The organism is Mitsuokella sp. AF33-22 (assembly GCF_003475755.1).
GTDB lineage: Bacteria > Bacillota > Negativicutes > Selenomonadales > Selenomonadaceae > Mitsuokella.
Genome location: NZ_QRQA01000013.1, coordinates 68,847 through 92,896 on the forward strand (window position 1 = coordinate 68,847; position 24,050 = coordinate 92,896).

The following is a 24,050-nucleotide window of genomic DNA, read 5'->3' on the forward strand; positions in this document are numbered from 1 at the left end:
TGAAATTCCCTCGAATCTGTTTATTTATTTATTTTGATTTGCTGCGCGCCTGCATGCTTCATGCGGACGGCGCCGGCACCAGGTACGGCTGGTAGCGGTCCTTCATGGACACGGGGACCTTGACCGTAAGCCGTGTCCCCTCGCCCGTGTACTCCGTCTGCTCCACGGCCTTGAGCTCATGGAGCTCCGTGATGACCTCGCCCGCCGCATACGGGATGAGCAGCGTCATGCGGGCCAGACGCTCGGCGAAGAAGCTCTCGATCTTCGCGAGCAGCTGCGCGAGGTTCTCGCCGGTCTGCGCCGAGACACAGACGCCATCGCGGTCATGGAGCATCGCGCGGCGCTGCGGGGCGTCCGGAGGCAGCGCGTCCACCTTGTTGAAGACGTAGAGCGTGGGCTTGCCTTCCGCCTCGAGCTCCTTGAGCACGGTGACGACGGCCTCGATCTGCTCTTCGTAATGCTCGTTGCTGCAGTCGACGACATGCAGCAGCAAATCAGCTTCCTGCACCTCCTCGAGCGTTGCGCGGAAGGCCTTGACGAGCGTGTGCGGCAGCTTCTGGATGAAGCCGACCGTATCCGTCAGCAGGATCTCCTGCTTCTCGGGCAGCACGAGATGGCGCGTCGTCGGGTCGAGCGTCGCGAAGAGCTTGTCCTCGGCAAACGCGTTCGCACCGGTCAGCTTGTTGAGGAGCGTCGATTTGCCGGCATTCGTGTAGCCGACGAGGGCCACGAGCGGGATGCGCGCGGCCTTGCGGCGCCGGCGGTGCAGGTCACGGTTCTTCTTAATGGCCTCGATCTGATGCTCGAGGTCGTGGATGCGGCCGTAGATGCGGCGGCGGTCCACCTCGAGCTTCGTCTCGCCGGGACCGCGCGTGCCGATGCCGCCGCCCTGGCGCGAGAGCACGAGGCCCTGGCCGCCGAGGCGCGGCAGATTGTACTTGAGCTGCGCGAGCTCGACCTGCAGCTTGCCTTCCTTCGTGCGGGCGCGCTGCGCGAAGATGTCGAGGATCAGGGCCGTGCGGTCGATGACCTTGATGCCGAGGACCTGCTCGAGATTATGCTGCTGCGACGGCGTCAGCTCATCATCGAGGATGAGGAGCGTTGCATCGAGGTTCTGCACCTCCATGGCGATTTCCGTCACCTTGCCCTTGCCGAGGAAGAAGGCCGCATCGGGCCGCTCCTTGCGCTGGACGAACGAGCCCACGACGACGGCACCGGCTGTGTCGGCAAGGCGCCGCAGCTCCGCCATCGACGTCTCGCTGTCAAAGACATTGCCGGGCCGCTCGACGCCGGCGAGGATCGCACGCTCCTCTTCATCCGCCGTCACCTTCGTGCGCGCGGCGCTGAGTTTCTTGTTGATCGTCGTGATGAGATACGTCAGATTGACGCGGTGCAGCAGCTGCTCCTTCATGGGCCCGGCCTGCGTGATGGCCTCCGTCCCGGCTTCATCCTGTTCACCCGAGAAGAAGCCCAGCGACGCGACGATCTCGCCGCGGCAGCGGCCAATGGCGGCCATGCAGTCGAAGCGCAGCCGCCGCAGCGAGGAAAGGTCGGGATCACTCAGGCGCGTATCGCCGCTCGGATGCGTGTGGATGCAGCGGACACCTGCCAGCCGGCGCTCCGAGCGCACGTCAAAGGACGGCAGATCGACCGTGTTCGTATCGCCGACGGACACCTTCTCGACGCGGCCCTGGCGCGTGAGGTAGACGGCGACTTCGCGCCCGAGGATATCCGTGATCTCGAGCATCGCCTCGTTGAGCTCATGCGTGGAAATCTGCCCCATCGGCACCGTCAGCTCATAAAGATGCTGCAGTTTCTCACGGACAAACGCCTTGAGATTGCCGGTATTGCCATGGATGATTGTCATCGTACACCTCCATCCGTTGCGGAATGACAACATTTGCTTTCTTGCCGTTCATTGCGGTTCATTACAGTTAATTGCGGTTGACGATATTCGAGATATGCTTGAGCGTAATGGAGAGCGTGCCGTCCTCATTGTTGTGGAACTCCACGAACTCCGTGTTGTCGAAGTAATCCGTCGGGATTGAGAGATCGATGCCCGTATCCGTCCGCAGCTTGTGGCGGCTGACCTTCTTGAGCGTCGCCTCCTGATCCATCTTGACGGGCTCCGTGAAGCCGGCGTCGCGGATGGCATCGTCAAAATCCTTCTGCATGGCCGGATTCTCGGGGAAGATTTCCCCGCCTGCGGCCGCGAGATCGAGCTCGTCGCTTGCCTGCATGTTCTCCGTCACGTAATTCTTGACGGCAGCCTCGACGGCGACGGCATCCTGCCCGTAGGCCTCGGCCACCTTGGCCGCCGTCTTGCTGAGATTCTTCATCGCTTCCTTCGGCGAGGGCGTCAGCGTGCATTCGAGCAGCATCTCGGGCAGCACGAAGATGGCATTGCCGTCGATCGTGTACTTCTTGGCCTGCACGAGGAGAGCCCCCGTCTCGGGCTGGATGAAGGCGAATTCGTCGATCTTCTGCGTCAGATTTGGCATGATGGAATAATGGTTGATGATCTCATTGCGGATGCCGCCCTCTGTCTGCGTCACCTGATGCGTGTAGCCGATATGGCTGTTGCTCTTGAAGACGACGAGCTGGCGCACCTCGTCGATGCGCACATCGGCCACGATGACATCGGCCGACACCATCTCCTCCGCATGGACGTAGGCATCCTCGAGTGTCTTGCCGATCTGTTTGGAGAAATCGACGAATGAAAGCTCCCCGCCGACGTATGCAGCGAGCTGCTTCTTGAACGCACTGTCCTCATAGAAGGTACCGGGCTTTGCGTCCTGGCTGCCCCACGATCTCTCGAGGTGCTTGAGCAGGAAGGTCTGGATGCTGTCCGCCGGCTCGAGCTCGACATCGGAATACACCGTCAGGCCCGAATTGAAATCGAGGATGTGCAAAATGGCTTTTTCAATCACAATCACGATGGCTGTTCCTCCGCTTCTTCATTCTGCTGCTTCGCTTCTGCCTTCTTCCTGCGCGCGGCGGCTTCTTCTTCCGCGCGCGTGCGCACTTCCTGCAGACGCGGCACGAGATACGTCTGCAGACGTTCCTCGAGCTCCGACAACGTCCCCGAATCGAAGTCGTAGTTGACGTCGGGGATGTTCCAGATGCGCGCCTCGCTGAAGAACTCGTCGCGGTAGATGTTGTAATAGACCGTGACGCTGCTCTCGAGCGCGAAATCGACGTAATCGATGACGATATAGGAGCCGTTGTTGATCTTGACGGGCTCCGCCGGACGGATGTAGAGCGTGAAGCCCTCAAGCGTCTCCGGCAGTTCCTTCGCGGCCTCCCAGGTCATGATCTTCTTGTCGCGGACGATGCTGCCGATGCTCGCGGGGTCGAACTGCGCGAGGCCTGCCAGCACCGTCTCAAACTGCGCACGCAACAGTGCTTCGAATACGTCGAATTTCGCCGTGATGAATTCGATGCGGCAGAATTCGATGAGGCCGATCTTGACGCGCAGTTTGTACTCGTGCGTTTCCTCGTGGAAATACGCCGTCACGCTCTTGTGCAGTTCCTCGTTCTCATAGCGATAGATGTCGTAGCAGTCGCCCGCGACGAGCGCAAGCCGCTGCAGCGTGAAGCCATGCCAGGTATCCGGCAGTTCCCTAAGATAGGCCCAGTCCTTGATGTCCGCTTCGACACGATCCCTCGTCTCATCCTTCATGGCATTTCACCGTCCTCTTTCCCTTCATCCACAGCGGTCCATATGGTCCATAGAAGAATATTATAGCACTAAGACTGAGCCACTTTCAACCAAAACGTACCATAATGAAAAGACAAAAGACGTCCCGCACGGCAAGGCATGCTTGCGGCCGGACGTCCTGTTATCCAGTTTATTAGTTAGGAAGGAATTCACGCTTTCCGGATGGAAGCGTGGTCGATCTCCGTGCCGTCTGGCAGGAAGCAGCAGACGGTGAGTTCCGCAGGCGTCACGGCCAGCGTCAGATAATTGTCCGTTTCCGGCTGCGGCGCGACAACCTTGTCGAAGGCGTGATCGACCCAGAGATCCGGGTAGCGCACGTTGCCCGCCACGCCCGTCAGGATGTAGAGCGGCCCCTTGTCCGCCGGCCGCATGTGATAGAGACGTCCGCGGTCGCGATACGTGTGCAGGTGAGCCGTGAAAACGGCGTCAATGCCGAGCTCGTCGAAAAGCGGCATGAAGGCCTCGCCGACATCGCTGATGCCCTCCTGACGCTCGGGACGGTTCTTGATGCGGTACTGCAGCACATCCTTGTGCAGCAGCGCGATCTTCCACGGCTTCTGCGACGCGGCGGCATCGCGGCGCAGCCACTCGAGCTGCTCATCGAGGAGCCCCGGCTGGAATTCTTCCGTCTCGTCCCACTGCGTGTTGATGACCATGAAATGCGCGAGACCGTAATCGAACGAGTAGTAGTATTTCTCAAACTGTGCACTGCCGTTTGCCGGCACATCGAAATAATGGAGATAGGCCTCGGGCAGGCGCACCTGCCACTTGAGGTCGTACGTCTCGTGGTTGCCCATGAGCGGTGCAAACGGCACGCGCTCGCTGAGTTCCTGCACGGCGTCGAACCAGGCTTCCCACTGCGTATGGTCCTCGCCATTGTCGACGAGGTCGCCCATATTGATGAAGAAATCGGCCGACTTGTTGCGCTCGGCCGCGCCGCTGACGAGGTGGTGCCAGTCGCTGTAGCCGTTGGACTGAGAGTCCGGGAAGATCAGCGCGAGAAACGAGCCATCTTCTTTCGGCGTCTGCAGGGGCTGCCAGCTGCCGGCGCGGTCACCGCTTACCACGCGGTATTCGTAGGAGGTGCCGGGCGTCAGTCCCTCGATGACCGCCGCGTACTGATGGCGCGTGACCTCGTCATCGGTGAACGATTCATCCACGGCTGCCTGCTTTTCGCCTGCGGCGGCCCCCTTCTGCCGGTACTCAACGGCAGGCGAGGCGAGCACCTCGGCCGACTCCCACATGATGCGGCGGCTCGTCGCCGGGTCCTTCGTCATCATCTGGCGCAGCGCGCTGACATCGAGCCCGCCCGATACGGCCTGCGCCTTGTGCATCACCGAATGCCACCAGCTCTGCCTCGTCAGGAACGCACCGCCGGCCAGCAGCACGCCGGCGGCTGCCGTCCCCTGCAGGAAGCGGCGGCGGTTCATGCGCACGAGGCCTCCTTCCGATTCATTCTTTTTTTCATTCTCGTTATATATTTTTTTATCGTCTTTGTCCTTCATTTTCTTCATGATACATATTCCTCACACGTCTGTTTCTTTATCATGCATCTATTGTAACAAAAGAAGATGAAAAATAGAAAGGCTTCTTCGTTATCGCTCATGATACGCAAAACGTATGAAATTCCCCTTTTCGGTGTGTGCAAGCATCCTCAAATTGCGCATATCGTATCAAAAATATTTATCTGATTTTGTAACGATGTAAACAGGATTTATGATTTCATACACAGAATTAATCAAAGCAGAAAAACTTAATCTTACTTTAAGGAGGTCCTCATATGTTAGGTTTACTGATCGCAATCGTGGTCGTCGTCTGGGTCGCAAGGTACGTACTCAAAAAGTACCCGGCCCAGCCAATCCTCTTCACGGCCGGCATCGTCATGATGGTACTGACGCTCGTCTTCGGGCTCGGTGAGATCCTGCCGGCCAAGAGCAGCACGGGTTCGCCGTGGCTCGACATCATCCAGTCCATCAGCATGGCTTTCAGCAGCCGCGCTGCCAAGCTCGGCATGATCATCATGCTGATTGGCGGCTTCTCCAAGTACATGGATAAGATCGGCGCGAGTACGGCCCTCGTACGCATCGCCATCAAGCCGCTGCAGAAGCTCGGTCACCCCTACATCGTGCTCGCGCTGACATCCATCCTCAGCAACGTCCTCGCGATGTTCATCAGCTCGGCTTCGGGCTTCGGCCTCTTGCTCATGGTCACCATGTATCCGGTGCTCGTGCGCCTCGGTGTCAGCCGTATCGCGGCCTGCGCCGTCATCGCCACGGCGTCGGCTCCGGGCTGGGGTCCGGCTGGTGCCGACAGCATCTTCGCCGCGGAACTCTGCGGCATGGAAATCGTTCCTTACTTCGTACAGTATCAGGTGCCGGTCGGCATCGCCACGGTCCTGACGCTGGCCATCGCCCATTTCTTCGTACAGCGCTGGTTTGATGCCAAGGATCCAGATGAGATGGCCGGCAAGGACGTATCCGCCAAGATGACGGACGACCAGCTCGCCGCTCAGGAATCCCCGAAGGTCCCGGCCTTCTACGCACTGCTGCCGACGCTGCCGCTGATTTTCGTCCTGTTCTTCGGCCTCGTTGACCTCGGCATCAAGATGGATATCAGCCTCGCCACGCTCGTCTCGATCTTCCTGACGATGCTCATCGAATTCATCCGCCATCGCGATGGCAAGAAAACCTGCATCGACATCGGCTCCTTCTGGAACGGCATGGGCCTGCAGATGGCCACGGTCGTCACGCTGATCGTCGCTGCTGAGACATTCTCGAAAGGCCTCATCTCTCTCGGCGCCATCGATACGCTCATCAAGGGAGCTCAGGATGCCGGCTTCGGCGGCATCGGCATGATGTTCGTCTTCGTTTCCATCATCATCGCCGCCACGCTCATCACGGGTTCCGGCAACGCGACGTTCTTCGCCTTCGTACCGCTGGCACCGAAAGTCGCCGCCCTCTCGGGCATCTCGCCAGTCCTCCTGATCCTGCCGATGAACTTCGTCTCGAACCTTGCGCGTTCGCTCTCGCCAATCGCTGCTGTCGTCATCGTCGTCGCCGGCGCCGCCAGCCTCTCGCCGATGGACCTTGCCAAGCGCACGTTCATCCCAATCCTGGCTGCCACGGTCGTCAACATCGCCGTGACGCTCATCCTGTTCTTCTGAGACTTCGCGCTTTCGCAGCCAAGACAAAAGACCTGCCAACCGGCAGGTCTTTTTTTGCTGTCATCCACCGCTGCGCGGTCCCCCTTCCGCTTCGCCCTCTGTGAGAAGAGTGCCTGGGCGTCCCCTTTGGGGAAGCTGTCAGCGCAGCTGACTGAAGGGGTGCCTGTCTGCAGCCGCGTGCTGGCTCGATGTAAATCGTCCCCGCGGATTTCAGGCAGTGCGTTCCAGCAGGTGAATGCCGTTATCCTGATACGCCTGATAGATGGCCTTGATGAACTGATGCTTGAGCACGGCCTCATCGACGACATTCCTGATGCGCAGCACGACATCGAACGAGATGCCGTACTCACCGAGCTCCTTGTAGCGCACGGCCGGCTCAAACCCCGTCACGCCGTACTGGCTGTTTGCGAGGATGTTGCGCGCCATCGCGAGCGTCACCTCCTCGACCTGCTCGAGATTGCTGCCGTACGTGATGGTCAGGGGAATTGAGATGGTGCATTCCGCGAGCGGCTGCTCGTAATTCATCAGTGTCGACGCCGCGATGCTCTTGTTCGGCACGATGATGAGGTTCCCCGTCGGCGTGCGCATGGTCGTATTGCGCCAGTTCATATCGGTGACGCGTCCCGTGGCCCCCGTCGAGAGCTTGATGTAATCGCCGATGCGGATCTGCTTCGACACGAGCGTCATGATGCCCGAAAAGAGATTCGCGAGCGTATCCTGCAGGGCGAGCGCCGACGCGATGCCGCCCACGCCCATCGCCGTCAGCAGCGGCGAAATCGAGATGCCATGTGCATTGAGCAGGATGACGAGGCCGGACGCATAGACGAAAATATTGATAATCGTCGTGAGGATGGAGGTCGAGGAATTGCGCGCCTGGCTCTGCGTCATCTTGTACTGCAAGAACGCCGAAATGAGATGCGCGAGAAAGAGGATTACCGTCACCGCCACGACGTTGTAGAAGATCATGTCAATATGATTCTCGACGAAGTCCGGCAGCTCCATGAACGAATCCGCCGCATAGATGCCGGCGCAGATGCCCGTCATGAACGGCATGAAGCGCACGACATGCCGGAGGATATAGACGGGGATCTTCGTGTAGCGGCTCAGGATATGGACGAGCCCGCGGAATACGTAGTGCAGCACAACAATGCCGAGCACCAGTGCGATAAAAAAGATGGCGGCTGTCAGCCGCGGCCCACCGTGCTGGATGGTCGCGACAACATCAGCCAAAGACATGGACATAAGCTTCACACTCCTTGCAAGATCAAGCGATGCAGTCAAACAACCGTACCGCAGCCAAACAGAGAATTGAAGAATATTGTAGAAGCTCAAGATTAGAAAAACGCTATAAAAAAGAGAGCCCCGCATAAAAATGCAAGACTCTCCAAAATCGCGAAAAACATTAAAACGGCTCAAGGCCATCCATGTTTTCCCATCTTAAAGATCGTCATGTACCTCGCTGAAGTAGATGACCGTGACCGTATCCTCCATGAGGATGCGGCGCTTGTAGATGCGTTCGAAGTCGGCAATGAGCTCCTCGCGCGAATTGATCTCGGGGTTCTGGTGGCCGAGGTCGGCGCTCGTCAGCGTGCCCATCGTCTTGACGCGCACCTTGTCGAGGAATGCCGTGTAGAGCTTGTGCTTGGGCTCGCCCTTGGCACCCGTCGTAATCCATACGATGGAATTCTCGGGGAACTGAGAGCTGACGTCGCCGAGGCGGACCGTGCAGTTCTTCGTGCGCTCCATGAGCATCTTCTTGTGTTTTGCTGCCTGGAAATTCAAAGCCATCATGATGAAGCATCTCCCATCTAGTTTCTACTCTGTCACTCGTATCTCTATTGGCATGACCCGCGGCACCATGACCACACGTCTTTGCAATGTTGACATCTTGACATTATGAAGTTTGCTTTATTATTTCTCCCCTGCCCTGCCGGAATCCTGCTAATTTTTGAAAAAACTCAAAAGCCCGGGATGCATCGCTTCCCGGATAAATTCATGCACAGCCCTGCGAATTGTGTTAGAATGAAATCGTCTCAAATTTATTTAGATGGAGGTCATACTATGAAAATGACAAAACGTTTCTTCTTCGTGTTCCTGGCGGTCTTCCTGCTGAGCATCTCGACGGCCTTTGCCGCCCAGAAGGATGCGCCGGCAGCTCCGACGCTCTCGGTCGAAGGCCAAGGCCAGGGCACGGCGACGCCGGATATGGCAACGGTCACGATTGGCGTGACGACGCGCGCGGATGATGCGGCCAAAGCACAGAACGACAATGCCTGGGTAGCGGCGCAGATCCAGAATGCCGTCGAAGGCCTCGGCATCGCCGAGAAGGACATCCAGACGCGCAATTACTCGTTCTATCCGAACTACAGCACGGAAAAGAACCATCAGAATGAGATCACGGGCTACACGGTCAACAACTCCGTCGTTGTCGTCGTCCGCGACATCAAGCTGACGGGCAAGGTCATCGACGCCGCATTGAACCACGGTGCCAATGAGATCAGCTCGCTCGATTTCTCCGCCAGCGATACGCGCGCCGTGCGCAAGGAAGCCCTGCTGAATGCCGTGCAGGATGCCCGCGACAAAGCTGACGTCATCGCCAAGGGCCTCGGCAAGCGCATCGTCGGCATCCAGAGCGTTTCGGAAAACACCGGTTACCTTGAGACGCGCCGCTTCAACGGCAACATGCTGCTCGCAGCCGCCAAGGACAGCGCCACGCCGATCGCACCGGGCAGTCTCTCGATGACGGCGACGGTCCACGTCGATTTCATCCTCAGCAACTGAATCAGCGAAGCAGACAAAATCCACCTCCGCCTTCTGCCCTTTCCCTATCCCAATGAAGTAAGGAGTCCTCGTTTTTCATGCAAGAGCAAGCATCCACGCAGCCCGTCCCTCACAAGCGCAAGCCGCGCCTCGCGGCCATCGAGTACATCCGCGGCATCTCCATGATGGGCGTCATCGCCATCCATGTCGGGTCGCAGTACATCATGAACACATCCGCGAATGTCCACCTGATCGCCCTTTTTGAGGTGGCCTCGCGCTTCAGCGTGCCGATCTTTTTCTTCATCTCGGCCTTCGGCCTCTTTTACAATCTCGACACGACGGTGCCGTTTGACTACCGGTCCTTCCTGAAACGGCGGTTCAAGACCGTGCTCGTCCCCTATCTCGTCTGGTCACTATTTTACCTGCTCCACGACGGAATTCTCTACAAGGTGGGCTTTCCGGACCCGCTGCACCTCCTGACCATCCTGTTCTTCGGCAATGCGAAATACCAGCTCTACTTCCTGGTCATCCTGATCTGGTTCTACCTGGCCATGCCAATCTGGATCTATATGGTCCGCCGCGCAGGCAAAGTCAGCCTGCTCCTGCTGCTGGCCGTGCAGATTGCCTTTGACTACTGGTCAAGCTTCTCGGTGTCCTTCAACGTCTTCGTCTACGGGCTGCCGGACCACTCCGTACTCAAGCCGTTCCTCATGTACCGGCTGAATTACTGGGTGTTCCACTATGTCTTCATCTTCGTGCTCGGCGGGTATCTGGCCGTGCACATCAAGGAGTTCCAGGCGTTCATGCAGAAGCATCGGACGGGCATCACGCTCTTCTTCTGGGCGTCACTTGCCTGGCTGCTGGCCTTCTATTACAAGCTGCTCTACGTGGACGGCTACACGGCACTCGAGGCCATCAACACGGCCCATCAGCTGAGCCCGGCCGGCATCTTCTACACGATTGCCGCGTCGCTGTTCTTCTTCACGATCTTCACGTACCAGCGCTATCCGGCGTGGCTCAACCCCATTCTGCATCAGCTTGGACGCCATTCCTACTTCGCATACCTCGTGCATCCGTTCTTCATCACGTATGCGGCGCTCGCGCTGCAGCATGCCGGCCGCATCATGACGGCGCCCGTTTCCCTCGCGTTCTATTGCGTGATTCTCGGGCTCTCGATGACAGCCGCCATCCTCTGCCGCCGCCTCGGCGAGAAGCTGCCGCTCTTGAACGAATGGACGATTGGTGTCTATCCGAAAAAGAAATAAAAAAGCTCCCTGCCAATTGGCAGCAGACACAAAACGAGCCATTTCCTTCCGTCCGGGTTGGAAATGGCTCGTTTTTTCATGGCTCAACGATTTTCGAGCAGCCGAATCTCATTTTATGTCAGAAACCCAGGTCTTCATGGATCAGGATGACCTCCATATCCATGTGGTTCATTTTGCGCCAATATATGACCTGGGCATTGCATATACGCTGGGGGCTCCTGCAATCGTAGCAGTGGTCTTCGCGCACGGCACAGGGAGTTTTGTAGTGGTGACGGGCGGCATTCTTGGGGGCCGCGACATTCCTCGCCCGGGCGGCAGCCGCTTCTAACGTCGGCTCGATCTTATTCTGACCAACGATGAAATACACCTTGCGATGCCCATACAAGGACCCGGCCACGCGATTCCCCGTACCGTCGATGTTCACCATCTCGCCCGTTTCGGCGATGCCATTCACCGACGTCAGGAAAATCTCCGTCGTCAGGCATTTCCTGGCCGTCCCGTAGAAACCAAGGCCGTCCCGTGGATGCATGGGATCGTAGACGTCATTGTGACGAGCCAGTCGTTCATAAAGGCGCAGGGTCAGCATGGTTTCTGAATCGCCAAAACCAACCGTAAAACCATCAATCTTGCGGTCAAGATAAGCGGCCGCCTCCTCTCCCGTTTGAAAGCAGGCCACATCATAGCCCCGTTTCTGCAATGCTGCCGCTGTTTCCTCAATACGTCCCATTTGACACCCCTCCATCTGCTTTATTTATCGTTGTCCACGACAGCTTCGATCAGGATGGTCGTGACCTGCTTCTCGGGGTTTACGGCCTTGAGGAAGGTCCAGGTGCGCTGTGTTTCTTCGCGCGGCAGACGGGCTGCGAGCAGGGTGTCGTTCGTGACGCTCAGGCGGTCGAAGGCCTGATTGGCAAAAAACAGATTGTTTTCATCGGCTTTCAGGCCGAGGGCCGTCAGCGTCGAATCGAAGATGACGCGGAGCTTTTCCTGTTCGACGTTGTCGATGGCGCCGTGATGCGCGATGACGAGGTTGGAGAGTTTCCCAGCCTGATTGGCATTGATGATGATTACCGTGCTGTCATCGATGCCGCCGAAGTAGGAAACGTAATTCCCCTGCAGGCGCTTCGTGAGTTCGCCGGCCAGCGGATAAGCACAGATCTTGTTGTAGGCCGCGGCAAAATCGTCCACGGTGAGACTGTCCTCCAGCTGCACCTTCGTCTCGGTGAGTTCGTTGAGTCCCGCAGCCTGCGTCACGGGTGCGGCACCGAGCAGGAACACGGCTGCCATCAGCAGCACAAACAATTTTTTCATGATAAATTCCTCCCCACTTCCGTGAATCAGGACTGGAACAGGGCTTTGGCGAAGTCTTCGGCATTGAAAGGGCGCAGGTCTTCGACGCCTTCGCCGACGCCGATCCATTTGACAGGCATCTGGAGCTGGCTCTTGATGCCGATGACGACGCCGCCCTTGGCCGTGCCGTCGAGCTTCGTGAGCACGACACCCGTGATGGGCGCGGCTTTCGTGAAGAGTTCGGCCTGGCTGATGGCGTTCTGGCCGGTCGTCGCGTCAAGCACGAGCAGCGTCTCATGCGGCGCACCGGGGATTTCGCGGCCGATGACGCGGTTGATCTTCTCGAGCTCCTGCATGAGGTTCGATTTCGTCTGCAGGCGGCCGGCCGTGTCGATGATGAGGATGTCGACATTGCGCGCAACAGCGGCCTTGACGGCGTCAAAGGCCACGGCCGCAGGGTCGGAACCTTCCTCATGCTTGATGACCGGCACCCCTGTGCGCTCGCCCCAGACTTCGAGCTGATCGATGGCGGCGGCGCGGAAGGTGTCGGCCGCGGCAAGCAGCACGGATTTGCCCTGGCCCTTGTAGTAGGCGGCGAGCTTGCCGATGGTCGTCGTCTTGCCCGCGCCGTTGACGCCGATGACGAGCAGGACCGTCGGGCCATTCTCGGCCACGCGCGTCGTGTCCATTTCCTCGCCCGTCGTCAGGATCTCGACAATCTGCTTCTGCAGGAAGGGCTTGAGATCTTCCGGCGTGTTGATTTCCTTTTTCTTGATGCCCTTGCGGACAGCCGTCATGAGCTTGTCGGTCGTCTGGACGCCGACGTCAGCCATGATGAGCATTTCCTCGAGCTCATCGAGGAGGTCATCATCGATATCGGCATAGCCGATGATGATTTTCTCGATCTTATTCGTCAGGTTTTCGCGGGTCTTGTTGAGGCCCTTCTTGAGTTTGTCAAAAAATCCCATTTCGTCACTTCTCTCTATCGATTTATCGGGCATACGGCTGATTGCCGCAAGATTATTCTTTCATTATAGGCTGAGTGCCCGCCTTTTGTCAAAAGGCGGGCACAGCCTGTGCAGCAAGATCATTCAAGCGTCGAGCTGGCCTTCAATCTCGTCGAGCTTGACGGAGAGCAGACGCGAGACGCCGGCATCCTCCACGGTCACGCCGTACATCGTATCGACGGCTTCCATCGTGCCCTTGCGGTGCGTGACGACGATGAACTGCGTTTTGGCTGCGAATTCGCGCAGGAAGCGGCCGAAGCGCACGACGTTGGCTTCGTCGAGCGGCGCGTCAATCTCGTCGAGCACGGAGAACGGCGACGGACGGTAGCGCAGGAAGGCAAAGAGCAGCGCGATGACCGTGAGGGCACGTTCGCCGCCCGAGAGGGCCGCGAGGCTCTGGCGCTTCTTCTGCGGCAAGGTCACGAGGATGTCGATGCCCGTGTTCAGCACGTCGTGCTCGTCGAGCATGCGCAGCTCCGCCTGGCCGCCGCCGAAAAGCCGCACGAAGATTTCCCCGAAGTACGACTGGATAGCGGCAAAAGCCTCGCGGAACTGCTGCGTCATCGCTTCGTCCATCTCCGCGATGATATGCAGGAGGTTATCCTTGGCTTCCACGAGGTCGCCGGCCTGCTTCTGCATGAAGTCATGCCGCTTCTGCAGGGCTTCATATTCCTCGAGTGCGTTCGGGTTGACGGGGCCGAGTGCCTCGATTTTCGCGGCGAGTTCCTTCATCGTCTGGCGCAGCCGCGCGGGCTCCCAGTCGTAGGCCTCCTCGGCCGCGCGCTCGGGTGTAAAGCCGAAGTCCTTCAGGATGGCCTGCTGCGTTTCCTCAATGGCCATCTCGGCCTTGGCACCCGTCAGTTCGAGCTGATGCAGCTCGCTCTGGACTTTGCCGAGCTCCCGGTTGGCCGCGCGCGTCTTCCGGTCGGCTTCCTGTGCGACGGCCATCTTCTCCATTCGCTGCTCGTAGAAGCTCCGCTGCTCCTCCTGTCCGGCATCGAAGTGATCCTGCCACGAGGCGGCTTCCTGCTGGAGCTGATTGAGGCGCTTGAGGCTCGCGGCGAGTCCCGCGAGCAGATCGCGTTCTTCCTGTTCACTTTCCTTCAGGGCCTGCTCGCCGCGCTGCTTTTCCTGGCGGCAGAGGGCGATGTGCTCGCGGCGGCGCATGAGTTCCTGTTCGAGCACCGTCCGCTTGAGCTCCTGATCCTGCAGCACGGCGGCGAGGTCGTCGGCGTCCTGCATGGCATCCTCGAGATCGAGACGGGCTTCGTCCGCAGCCCTGCACGCCGTCTCCAGGGCTTGCTGGAGCTCCTTGACCTTGCGCAGCTGCAGCACGCGCCGGTTTGCGTTGGCCGCAAACGACGCCTCGTATTCCTGCGCGGCCTTCGCGCGCGCGGCGACCTCCTGGGCCTTGGCTTCCTGTGCTTCCCGGAGGCGGCGGTCCTCCGCCCGCAGTTCGGCGCGCTGCTCGCTCGCCTGCTGTACGCGCTCCATGGCCGCCTGCTGTGCAGCAGCCGCTTCCTTGGCCTTTTGCGCGGCTTCTTCTGACGCCTGCTGCCCGGTTCCTTCCTGTTCCTGCCATGCGGCGATGGAGGCACGCAGGGCCTCGATTTCGCCGCCGCGGTTCAGGAAGCTTGCTTCCCTGCCCTGACGGCTGCCGCCTGAAAGCGAGCCGCCCGGCGCGAGGAATTCGCCTGTGAGCGTCACGATGCGCAGCCGGTATTTGAATTCCTTTGCCAGCGCGAGTGCATGGTCGAGCGTATCGACGACGAGGATGCGTGCGAGCAGGAAATCCACGGCCTTCCGGCAGTGTGCATCGACCGTGACGAGCTCATGAGCCCAGCCGATGACGCCTTCCCTGCCCTCGGCCCTGCGCTCGTGCTCATTCGGATACGGCACGACGAGCGTCGAGAGCGGCAGGAACGTCACGCGCCCGAGATGCCTGCGCTTGAGGTAGGCGATGGCCTCTTTTGCGGTGTCCGTATCCTCCGTGACGATGTTCTGCTGGTTGCCGCCAAGCGCCACCTCGATGGCCGTCACGTAGTCCTGCGGGATCTCGACGAGCTCGGCCACGGCGCCATTCACGCCCTTATGCCATGGCTCCCTGGCGCGCAGCACGGCCTTCGGGCCCTTGCCGAAGCCTTCGTATTCCTCCTGCATGTGCTTCAGGAAATCGACTTTTTCCCGGGCCGTCGCGAGCTTCTGCCGCAGGTCCGCTAGTGCATCGCGGCGCCTGGCGAGCGCTTCCTGTGCATCCTGCTGCTCATGGCGCGCCTGCTGCTGTGCCCGGACGGCCTGCTGCAGTTCTTCGTTTGCCTGCTGCTGACGCACGCCGAGCGTTTCCTGCCGGGCGCTCAGTGCCATCTGCTGGGCCTTTGCCTGCTTGAGGGCCTCCTGCCGCTCGGCCTGCCCGGTCTCGCCGTTCTCGATGTCGCGCTCGAGCACGGCGAGGGCCTGCGTCTCTTTCGCGAGCTCCTGCTGGCAGGCTTCCTTGCGCGCGAGAGTCTTGGCCGTAGCTTCCTTGTACCTTTTCAGGAGTGCTCCGAGCTCGCCCTGCTGCGCCTTGCGCTCGCCGAGAGCCGCCTCGGCCGCCTTCAGGGCCTGCTCCTGGTCCGAAGCTTCGGCCGTCAGGCGGCCGATCTCACCGACTGAGGACGCGAGTGCCCGCGTGAGCTCTTCGCGCCGTTTGGCGAGGCGTTCCTTCGCGGCGCCGCTCTGCTCCTGACGTTCTTCGAGCGCCGCCATCTCGCGGTGCGCCGCCTCGAGCCGCTGGCGCAGCGTCTCGTTTTTCTCGGCACTTGCCTTCATCGCCTGCTCGAGGTCAAGGATCTCCTTGCCGATGGCCTCCTGCCGGGCTTCTGCCTGCTGGATGGCCGTCTTGGCCGCCACGGCCTCGTCGCGCGCCTTTTGGAGCTTCTGCTCATTTTCAGCCCGGTGCGCCGCCTCCTTCGCGTAACGGCGCGAGAGCTGCGTGAGCTGGCAGCGCTTGTAGTCAGCCGAGAGCTCGTTGTAGGCGCGCGTCTTTTCCGCATGGCGCGCCATGGGCTCGAGCTGGTTCTCGATTTCGTGGACGATATCCTGCACGCGCACGAGGTTGCCCTCCGTGTCCGTGAGCTTGCGCAGCGTCTCGCGCTTGCGGTTGCGATACTTCGTGATGCCCGCAGCCTCCTCGAAGTACGCGCGCCGCTCCTCGGGACGGCTGTTCAGGATATCCTCCATGCGGTTCTGCCCGATGATGCTCATGCCATCGTGGCCGATGCCCGTATCGGCGAAAAGCTCATAGATGTCCTTGAGGCGGCAGCGGCTCCTGTTGATGAAGTACTCGCTCTCGCCGCTGCGGTAGAGCCGGCGCGTCACGACGACCTCGCGGAAATCCACCGGCAGGGTGCCGTCGTTGTCAAAGACGAGCGAGACTTCCGCGATGTTGAGCGGCCGCCTGGAAGCCGAGCCCGCGAAGATGATGTCCTCCGACTTCGTGCCGCGCAGATTGCGGATATTCTGCTCGCCGAGCACCCAGCGGATGGCGTCGGTGATGTTGCTCTTGCCGCTGCCGTTTGGGCCGACAATGGCCGTAATCCCCTGGTCAAATTCAATGGAAATCTTATCGGCAAAGGACTTGAATCCATATGCCTCAAGACGTTTCAACTGCAATCCTTCTACACCTGCCTGTCTGCTTCTCGCTGCTTCTTGCTTCCTGCCCGGCAGCCCTTACGCATGAGCCGCCTGCACGTACGGGTTCTCGCGGTACGATTCCATGAAGTCGCGGAACCGCTTGTCGATGATGGAAAAGACCTTGTGGCCGCTCCAGTACAGGGACACGCGAGCATGGATCGGCGGATTCAGCGGCTTGCGCAGGAAATTCACATCGCTGCGCGTGACGAAGTCCGGCAGGATCGAGACGCCCATGTTGTTCGCGACGAGCTGCTTGATGGTCTTGAGCTGCGACGTGCAGAGCACGACATCCGGCGTGAAGCCCGCCTGACTGCAGCGCGCCGTCACCTCGCGGTTCTGATACGTGCGAGGCTGCTGCAGGATGAAATGCTCCTCGCGCAGCTCGTGGAAGTCCACCGTATCGCAGGCGGCCAGCCGGTGATGCGGGTGCAGGCAGAGACTCATGTTGTCCTCGAGGATCAGGAGCTCGTTCGTGCCGCGCTCCTCCTCGCCGCCGAGCACGATGCCGAAGTCGAGTTCCCCGAGCTCCGCACGCTCGCGAATCTCGTCGGAATCGCTGTACTCCTGCACGTCGAGATTGATGTCGGGGAACGCCTGATGGAATTTCGTGAAGAAATCCGGGAAAAGATACGCCTCGACCATCGGCGGTACGCCAAAATGCACCGTCCCGCGGGTATCGGTGCGAAAGCGCAGCATATCCTGTTTGGCCGCCTCGGCATCCTGCATGATGCGCTGGGCGTGGATGAGAAAGGCCCGGCCCTCCGCCGTCAGCGTCACGTGCTTCTGGCTCCTGTCGATGAGCGTGAGCCCGAGCTCCGCTTCAAGCGCCTTGATGGCCTTCGTGACCGAGGGCTGCGAGACATGCAGGACTTCCGCCGTGCGCGTAAAATTCTCCAGCTCACTGATGGTACAAAAATATTCCAGTTGTCTAAACTCCATCGAGCGTTACCTCCATACAGTTTCATTGCATCATTCGTTCTAATTCCGTGCGGGGTCCCCTCTCTGTGTGGCGGGGGACTCTCCACTGCCGCATGTTTGCGTTGCCTGGACAGAAGGCCCGTGCAGCGAAATCATGCCACTATCCCTAGTTTACCATAACCCTAGGTTATAATCCATAAAAAAGCATCATGTATACACGATTTTCTATAAAAAAATATCAATAATAACAGATTACATCAAAAATTTCCGTGGACAACGCAGAAATCCCAAGGGAATGCATGGCAAAAACGTATTATTTCTGATAAAATAGGGCGTATATTGCCCGGCCGCGCCGTCCTGCCGCTGCTGCCGGGCCGTCCGTTTCACGCTGTATCGCTATGGAGAAAGAAGGTTCCTCATTTGGCTTCCACGGAATACATTACACTTGGCTTTGTGCTCATCCTGAGCCTCATCGGCCACAACATGACGGTTGTCTACGCGACGGCCATCGTGCTCATCCTCAAGGTGCTCGGCCTGACCACGATGCTGGAGGCCCTCGGCACGCAGGGCCTCAACTGGGGCATCATCATCCTGACGGCCGCCATCCTCGTGCCGATTGCCAACGGCACGGTCACACTGCAGACGATGATCGATTCGTTCAAGTCGCCGCTCGGCATCACCGCCGTCATCGCCGGCGTGCTCGCGGCTGTCGCGGGCGGCGGCGGGCTGACCCTCCTCAAAAGCACGCCCGATGTCGTCTCGGCCCTCATCATCGGCACGATGGCCGGCGTCTTCTTCTTCAAGGGCATCGCCGTTGGTCCGCTGATCGCCGGTGGCCTGACGTATTTCGTCATGTCCCTTGCGACGCGCTTCCACTGGTTCTGAAATCAAAATAAAAAACCGGTACAGGACAGTCGTAATGTCTTGTACCGGTTTTTTGCGTGCTGCAGACGCTCAGTTTTTGATGACAGCGAGGACTTCAGCAGCCGTCAGGTTGTTTTCTTCCATATACGTCGTCAGTTCCTGATAATCCTCTTTGGCTTTCTTTTCCTTTACTTCGGCCAGCTGTGCCTTGAGCTTTTTGACCTCATCCTGTTTCTTCGCGATTTTCTCTTCAAGAGCCTGGATCTTGCTGTCGTAATCTGCTTTTCTCGCCATAATCGATTCCTACTTTCTTTGAAATAAAATAAAACATGAAAATGAATGATTCGATGCCCCGACGTTCCATCGTTTTCATCGTTTTTTTACATTCTCGCTTTTCTGGAAAAATCCTGCTGATTCCCGAAAAAAGTTACTTATAAAACGCAAATCTGGACGAAACGGCTGCGGGCAGCAGCAGGGCGTGGATCAATGTGAAATGTGCGGGCAGACGGTCCCGGCACCATTCGATATCGTAACCGAATAAATCCTTCGTGATGGCCGTCAAATCAAAGCCGAAGGCATCGAGCGAATAACGCATGACGTCAGGCTTGCGGCAGGACTCGCCCTTGGCGCGGGCACAGCGGCAGCAGCGGTTGCAGCCACCCGAGGAAAGGCTGCGGCTTTGCGGGAACCTGGCCTCGAGTTCGCGCAAATAATCCTCAAGGCGTTTCTTCACGCGAATGACGATTTCATAGCCGGTTTTCTTGACGAGTTCCGGCGTATCGGCGCGCTCGATTACCGCCGGATCGAGCGTAATGCGCGCACAGAACACGAGGATTTTCTCATATGGCCGGAAGTATTCCCCGGTATCAAAAGGAAGCGGCGGACAGCTCCAGACGGTGCCGTAATTCGAGCATTCGCGGCAATATGGCAGGAAGCGTTCGCGGTCCTGATACAGCCGGCAGAACGCGGCAAAATCCATCTTTTTTGTCGTGATCTCGACCGTATCCGCTTCGAATTGGAACGGTATATCCAGCTTCATGAAAATCCCCTCTCTCCTGAAAATATGGCAAAATGGGAAACACGATTCCAGCGAATCCGTCCCCCATTTTCCCTGATGATTTATTCGACTTTAACCTGCAGCCAGAGCTTCGTGTAGAGTTTGTCGAGTGCTTCGCCGAGGTACTGATACGTTTCCTGCCCCTGATAAACCGACGGCTCAGGAAACGCGATTTCAATCTCATCCTCGTCCATATCATCTTCGACAAGTTCCCGGACGCCCGTGTTCGGCGTGGAGTAGCCGAGTGACTCGAAATTCTTCGCGGCGATGTCCGGGCGGCAGAGGAAGTCGATGAACTTGTGGGCATTCTCGACGTGCTTGGCCTGCTTCGGGATGACCCAGCCGTCCATCCAGAGATTCGTGCCTTCCTTCGGCGCCGGGCAGAACGCGAGGTCCGGGTTGGCCTTCAGCAGATTGATGGCCTCGCCCGAGTAAATGACGCCGAGCGCGGCTTCCCCGGATGCCAGTTTATCGCGGATGTCGTCGACGCCGTAGGCCTGTACGAGCGGCTTCTGCGCGATGAGCATATCGCGCGCCTGCTCAAGTTCCTGCACGTTCTTCGTGTTCATCGAATCGCCCATGAGGCGCAGCGGGATCATGAAGGCATCGCGCGCCGAATCCTGCATGAGAATCTCGTCCTTGTAGCGGGGATCAAAGAGGACCGACCAGCTGTCGACATCGCCCGCCACGAGCTTCTTGTTGTACATGAGGCCGACCGTGCCCCAGCAGTACGGGATGGAATAGCGGTTGCCGGGGTCATACGACTCGGCCTGCCGGAGGAAATCCTTACCGATATATTTCTTCGCATTCGGCAGCTGATCGTAGTCGAGCGGCTGCAGAAGATCGTTCTCGGCCATCTTCTGGATCATGTAGTCCGACGGGCAGATGAGGTCGTAATTCGTGGCCCCTTCCTTGACGCGCGGATACATGCTCTCGTTCGTGTCGAATTCGTCGAGCACGACATGGATGCCCGTCTCCTCCTCGAACTGCGTGATGACCTCGGGATCGAGATAATCGCCCCAGCTGTAGATGTAGAGGGCATCATCGCCGCCCTCCTCGTCTTCGGCCAGGCTGTCGCAGCCCGCCGTGGAAAAGACGAGCAGAAGTCCGAGGAGCAGCATGAGCAGCGGGAAACGCCTGTATTTCTTCATATCACTCCCACTCCTTTCCCGGGCGGCGCTTCAGGAGGCGCCAGTTGACCATGAGCAGCGCGACGAACGCGATGACGCCGAGGAAGAACAGAGTCGAGAGCGCGTACATCTCCGGATGAATACCGAGCTTGAGCTGGGAGTAGATGGCCGTCGTCAGCGTATCGATGCCCGCGCCCTTCGTGAAGTACGTCACGATGAAATCATCGGCCGACATCGCGAAGGACAGCAGGAATGCCGCCGCGATGCCGGGCCAGAGCTCGGGCAGTATGACCTTGCGGAAGGCCTGGAAGGGCGTCGCGCCGAGGTCGAGCGCCGCCTCGTAGCAGACGGAGTCGAGCCCGATGACCTGCGGCAGGATGCAGAGCATCGCGTACGGCAGATTGATGACGATGTGTGCCATGAGGATCGTGTCGTAGCCGAGGCGCAGCCCGAGGCCGAGGAAGAGCAGCATGAGCGCGATGCCCGTGACGATATCGGCATTGAGGAGCGGCACATTCGCGAGCCCGCGGAAGAAGAGCTGGCTCCTCTTCGAGAAATTGCGGATGGCGAGCGCCGTTATGAGGCCCAGCAGCGTCGCGAAGAACGCCGCCGTCAGGCCGATCGTCAGCGTGTTGAAGAAGGCCTCGATGATATCCTCACTCGTGAAGAGCTTCTCGTACCACTGCAGCGTGAAGCCCGTCCAGTGGCCGCGGTAGCGGCTCGCATTGAACGACTGCGCAAAGAGCACGAGGATCGGTGCGTAGAGGAAGACGACGATGGCGCCGAGGTAGAGTTTCTTGAGTTTTGCCATCACGACTTCACCTCCTGCACGGCATCCTTTTTCGTCTCGCAGCCCGAAGCGGCCTCGAGCACGATGTTGAGGATGATGAAGACCATGAGGATCATCGAGAGCGCACTGCCGAGCTGCCAGTCATAGGCCGCCGTGAACTCCTGCTCGATGATGTTGCCGATCAGGAGGATCTTGTTGCCGCCGAGCAGCGCGCTGATGACGAAGGTCGTGAGCGCCGGGATGAAGACCATCGTGCAGCCGCTGATGACGCCGGGAAGCGACAGCGGGAAGACGATGCGGCGGAACGTCTGGATGTGGCCGGCGCCGAGATCATGCGCCGCCTCGATGATGCTCTTGTCGATGTGCGAGAGCGCGACGTAGAGCGGCAGCACCATGTACGGCAGGAAATTGTAGACCATGCCGATGACGATGGCCAGCGGCGTATTGATCAGCGTGACCTCCGGCAGCGAGAGCGCGTGCAGGATCATGTTGATGATGCCGTTCTTCTCGAGGATGGTCTGCCAGGCCATCGTCGTCAGGAGCGAATTCATCCAGAGCGGCAGCAGGAACAGCAGGAAGATCAGCACCATGCGGCCGCGCTTGATGGAAAGCAGGATCATGCAGAGCGGATACGCGAGCACGAGGCAGATGACGGTGCTGATGAGCGCGAGCTCCACCGAGAGGCCCAGCGCCTGGAGGTATTCGATCTGCACGGCCTCCCGGAGGTTCGCGAGCGTGAAGGCTCCCTCCGCATCCGTCAGGCCGTGATAGAAGACGAAGAAGAGCGGCAGCACGATGAAGATTGCCGCCCAGATTGAGAACGGTGCGGCAAACAGGCGTGCCATCGTCTTGCTGTTATGCATCATGCGCCGCCTCCTCATCTTCCGAGGCGGGCTTCGCCATGATCTGGATGTTCGCGGGCGCCAGGCGGATGCCGACCTCCTTGCCCTGCTCATGGCCCGTAATCGTCTGCACGAGCCACGAGAAGCCGCCGGCCTCGATGGTGATGTCGTAGACCGTGCCCTTGAAGACGACGGATCGGATGACGCCGCGGTACTGTCCGTCCTCCGGCGCGCAGATCTGGATGTCCTCGGGGCGGATCTGCACATCGACAGGCACATTTTCGCCGAAGCCCGTGTTGATGCACGGGATATCCTTGCCGAGGAGATGCACGAGCTTGTCGCGCACCATGATGCCGTCGATGATGTTGCTGTCGCCGATGAAGTCCGCGACAAAGGCGTTCTCCGGCTCGTTGTAGACACTCTCCGGCGTGCCGATCTGCTGGATCCAGCCCTGATTCATGACGACGACCGTGTCCGACATCGAGAGGGCTTCCTCCTGGTCGTGCGTGACGAAGATGAACGTGATGCCGAGCTCGCGCTTGATCTTGACGAGCTCGCGCTGCATGCTCTGGCGCAGCTTGAGGTCGAGCGCCGAGAGCGGCTCGTCGAGGAGCAGGACCTTCGGCTCGTTGACGACGGCGCGCGCAATCGCGATGCGCTGCTGCTGGCCGCCCGAGAGCGCCGTGACATCGGCCTGTTCATAACCGTCGAGATTCACGAGCTTCAGCGCGTACTTGATCTTGTCGCGGATATACGACGTTGACTTGCCCTTGATCCTGAGGCCAAACGCGATGTTTTCCGCCACATTCATGTTCGAGAACAGCGAATACTTCTGAAAGACCGTGTTGACCTGCCGCTTCTCCGGCGGCAGCTTCGTGATGTCCTGCCCGTCAAACAGGATGCGTCCCTTATCCGGCAGCTCAAACCCGCCAATGAGGCGCAGTGTCGTCGTCTTGCCGCAGCCCGACGGTCCCAGGAGCGTCAGGAATTCATTTTCGTGAATGGTCAGGTTCAGGTCCTCGAGAATCTGGCGGCTGCCATAAAATTTGTCAATATGCTCGAGTCTCAGCAGTTCTTTCTCCAATTGTCACCCTTCTCTTTGTCTTTAGTCGCAGAACATGAGTTCCGGTTTTTATATTTCCCGTTCCCATGCCTGCTGTCCTGTGATTTTCCTAAAAAATATACCCTCCTATTCTAACATAGAAGGGTCCTGCATTCAATTTACAGCGATACAATTGTTCAATTAAAATGCGGCCAGGAATCTTCTCACTTCATTCAGGAGAGGAATGGCCGCAACGGTAGTCACTTGGAATACTGATTCTGGATGTATTTTGCGACTACATCCTTGCTCATGTTGCCAAGTGTGCTCATATAGTAACTGCGTGACCAGATATGACCGCCCCAGAATTTATCACGCTTGATCTCGGGATGGTTTTTGAGGAACAGTCTGGCACTGCCGCCTTTGAGTGCCTTGACGATGTTTGTCGGCGTATACTTTGGCTTGAAGCTGATGAGCATGTGCACATGCTCTGGCATGACTTCCAGCTCTTCGACGGTCACATCGTTCAGCT

General features: G+C 58.8%; 22 protein-coding genes. 4 read left to right on the top strand and 18 right to left on the bottom strand.

Annotation, left to right across the window (positions count from 1 at the left end; all coding sequences use genetic code 11):
* Positions 1-58 precede the first annotated feature (58 nt).
* The 4 genes from hflX to DWZ54_RS09275 form a co-directional block, all read right to left on the bottom strand.
* Complete coding sequence (gene hflX / locus DWZ54_RS09260) at positions 59-1,867, bottom strand: GTPase HflX (protein ID WP_118475762.1); 1,809 nt, start codon at positions 1,865-1,867, stop codon at positions 59-61.
* A gap of 67 nt (positions 1,868-1,934) precedes the next feature.
* Complete coding sequence (locus tag DWZ54_RS09265) at positions 1,935-2,936, bottom strand: nucleoid-associated protein (RefSeq protein ID WP_118475764.1); 1,002 nt, start codon at positions 2,934-2,936, stop codon at positions 1,935-1,937.
* Positions 2,933-3,682 (bottom strand): hypothetical protein, encoded by a 750-nt coding sequence (locus DWZ54_RS09270; RefSeq protein ID WP_118475765.1) that lies wholly within the window; start codon positions 3,680-3,682, stop codon positions 2,933-2,935. Before DWZ54_RS09270 ends, DWZ54_RS09265 begins: the two co-directional genes overlap by 4 nt.
* 188 nt (positions 3,683-3,870) lie before the next feature.
* A complete protein-coding gene (locus DWZ54_RS09275; RefSeq protein WP_233541672.1) occupies positions 3,871-5,235 on the bottom strand; it encodes a metallophosphoesterase in 1,365 nt (454 codons plus the stop codon).
* Positions 5,236-5,501: 266 nt separating this feature from the next.
* On the opposite strand from DWZ54_RS09275, the gene dcuC reads away from it, so the two are divergent.
* Positions 5,502-6,884: a C4-dicarboxylate transporter DcuC gene (dcuC, locus tag DWZ54_RS09280; protein ID WP_118475767.1), complete on the top strand. Its 1,383-nt coding sequence runs from the start codon at positions 5,502-5,504 to the stop codon at positions 6,882-6,884.
* A 210-nt stretch (positions 6,885-7,094) separates the two neighbouring features.
* Here dcuC and DWZ54_RS09285 read toward each other — a convergent pair whose 3' ends face one another.
* Together DWZ54_RS09285 and DWZ54_RS09290 are read right to left on the bottom strand one after the other, a co-directional pair.
* Positions 7,095-8,126: a mechanosensitive ion channel family protein gene (locus tag DWZ54_RS09285; RefSeq protein ID WP_199663321.1), complete on the bottom strand. Its 1,032-nt coding sequence runs from the start codon at positions 8,124-8,126 to the stop codon at positions 7,095-7,097.
* Positions 8,127-8,321: 195 nt separating this feature from the next.
* Positions 8,322-8,675: an ASCH domain-containing protein gene (locus DWZ54_RS09290; RefSeq protein ID WP_199497530.1), complete on the bottom strand. Its 354-nt coding sequence runs from the start codon at positions 8,673-8,675 to the stop codon at positions 8,322-8,324.
* 270 nt (positions 8,676-8,945) lie between these two features.
* Between DWZ54_RS09290 and DWZ54_RS09295 the strand changes: the two genes are divergently transcribed.
* Together DWZ54_RS09295 and DWZ54_RS09300 are read left to right on the top strand one after the other, a co-directional pair.
* Positions 8,946-9,665 carry an SIMPL domain-containing protein gene (locus DWZ54_RS09295; protein ID WP_118475769.1) on the top strand — a complete coding sequence of 240 codons (720 nt, stop codon included), beginning with the start codon at positions 8,946-8,948 and terminating at the stop codon, positions 9,663-9,665.
* 77 nt (positions 9,666-9,742) lie between these two features.
* Positions 9,743-10,909 (top strand): acyltransferase, encoded by a 1,167-nt coding sequence (locus DWZ54_RS09300; RefSeq protein ID WP_118475771.1) that lies wholly within the window; start codon positions 9,743-9,745, stop codon positions 10,907-10,909.
* A 118-nt stretch (positions 10,910-11,027) separates the two neighbouring features.
* Here DWZ54_RS09300 and DWZ54_RS09305 read toward each other — a convergent pair whose 3' ends face one another.
* The 5 genes from DWZ54_RS09305 to DWZ54_RS09325 all read right to left on the bottom strand — a co-directional run bounded on the left by DWZ54_RS09305 (position 11,028) and on the right by DWZ54_RS09325 (position 17,817).
* Positions 11,028-11,636, bottom strand: a complete 609-nt coding sequence (locus tag DWZ54_RS09305; RefSeq protein ID WP_118475773.1) for an LUD domain-containing protein — start codon at positions 11,634-11,636, stop codon at positions 11,028-11,030.
* 20 nt (positions 11,637-11,656) lie between these two features.
* Positions 11,657-12,220, bottom strand: coding sequence for a hypothetical protein (locus tag DWZ54_RS09310; RefSeq protein ID WP_118475775.1), 564 nt, complete (start codon positions 12,218-12,220; stop codon positions 11,657-11,659).
* A gap of 26 nt (positions 12,221-12,246) precedes the next feature.
* Positions 12,247-13,167, bottom strand: a complete 921-nt coding sequence (ftsY, locus tag DWZ54_RS09315; RefSeq protein ID WP_233541673.1) for a signal recognition particle-docking protein FtsY — start codon at positions 13,165-13,167, stop codon at positions 12,247-12,249.
* A 123-nt stretch (positions 13,168-13,290) separates the two neighbouring features.
* Positions 13,291-16,851, bottom strand: coding sequence for a chromosome segregation protein SMC (gene smc / locus DWZ54_RS09320; RefSeq protein ID WP_233541674.1), 3,561 nt, complete (start codon positions 16,849-16,851; stop codon positions 13,291-13,293).
* A gap of 63 nt (positions 16,852-16,914) precedes the next feature.
* Positions 16,915-17,817: a LysR family transcriptional regulator gene (locus tag DWZ54_RS09325; RefSeq protein ID WP_118475781.1), complete on the bottom strand. Its 903-nt coding sequence runs from the start codon at positions 17,815-17,817 to the stop codon at positions 16,915-16,917.
* Between the two features lie 399 nt (positions 17,818-18,216).
* Between DWZ54_RS09325 and DWZ54_RS09330 the strand changes: the two genes are divergently transcribed.
* Positions 18,217-18,681 carry a DUF441 domain-containing protein gene (locus DWZ54_RS09330; RefSeq protein WP_233519492.1) on the top strand — a complete coding sequence of 155 codons (465 nt, stop codon included), beginning with the start codon at positions 18,217-18,219 and terminating at the stop codon, positions 18,679-18,681.
* 69 nt (positions 18,682-18,750) lie between these two features.
* On the opposite strand, the gene DWZ54_RS09335 is transcribed toward DWZ54_RS09330, so the two are convergent.
* From DWZ54_RS09335 to tnpA, 7 genes are all read right to left on the bottom strand, one after another.
* Entirely contained in the window at positions 18,751-18,954 is a 204-nt protein-coding gene (locus tag DWZ54_RS09335) for a protein kinase (protein WP_118475783.1), read from the bottom strand.
* A 133-nt stretch (positions 18,955-19,087) separates the two neighbouring features.
* Positions 19,088-19,699, bottom strand: a complete 612-nt coding sequence (locus DWZ54_RS09340) for a DUF2284 domain-containing protein (RefSeq protein ID WP_118475785.1) — start codon at positions 19,697-19,699, stop codon at positions 19,088-19,090.
* Positions 19,700-19,779: 80 nt separating this feature from the next.
* Positions 19,780-20,868 (bottom strand): ABC transporter substrate-binding protein, encoded by a 1,089-nt coding sequence (locus DWZ54_RS09345; protein ID WP_199663323.1) that lies wholly within the window; start codon positions 20,866-20,868, stop codon positions 19,780-19,782.
* 1 nt (position 20,869) lies between these two features.
* On the bottom strand, positions 20,870-21,658 hold the full coding sequence (locus DWZ54_RS09350; RefSeq protein WP_118475787.1) for an ABC transporter permease: 789 nt from the start codon (positions 21,656-21,658) through the stop codon (positions 20,870-20,872).
* Positions 21,658-22,503 carry an ABC transporter permease gene (locus tag DWZ54_RS09355; RefSeq protein ID WP_199663325.1) on the bottom strand — a complete coding sequence of 282 codons (846 nt, stop codon included), beginning with the start codon at positions 22,501-22,503 and terminating at the stop codon, positions 21,658-21,660. The genes DWZ54_RS09350 and DWZ54_RS09355 overlap by 1 nt, the downstream gene beginning before the upstream one ends.
* Positions 22,493-23,563, bottom strand: coding sequence for an ABC transporter ATP-binding protein (locus DWZ54_RS09360; protein ID WP_118475789.1), 1,071 nt, complete (start codon positions 23,561-23,563; stop codon positions 22,493-22,495). The genes DWZ54_RS09355 and DWZ54_RS09360 overlap by 11 nt, the downstream gene beginning before the upstream one ends.
* Before the next feature lie 218 nt (positions 23,564-23,781).
* A partial coding sequence (gene tnpA, locus DWZ54_RS12055; protein WP_233541675.1) for an IS200/IS605 family transposase occupies positions 23,782-24,050 on the bottom strand: 269 nt, incomplete at its 5' end.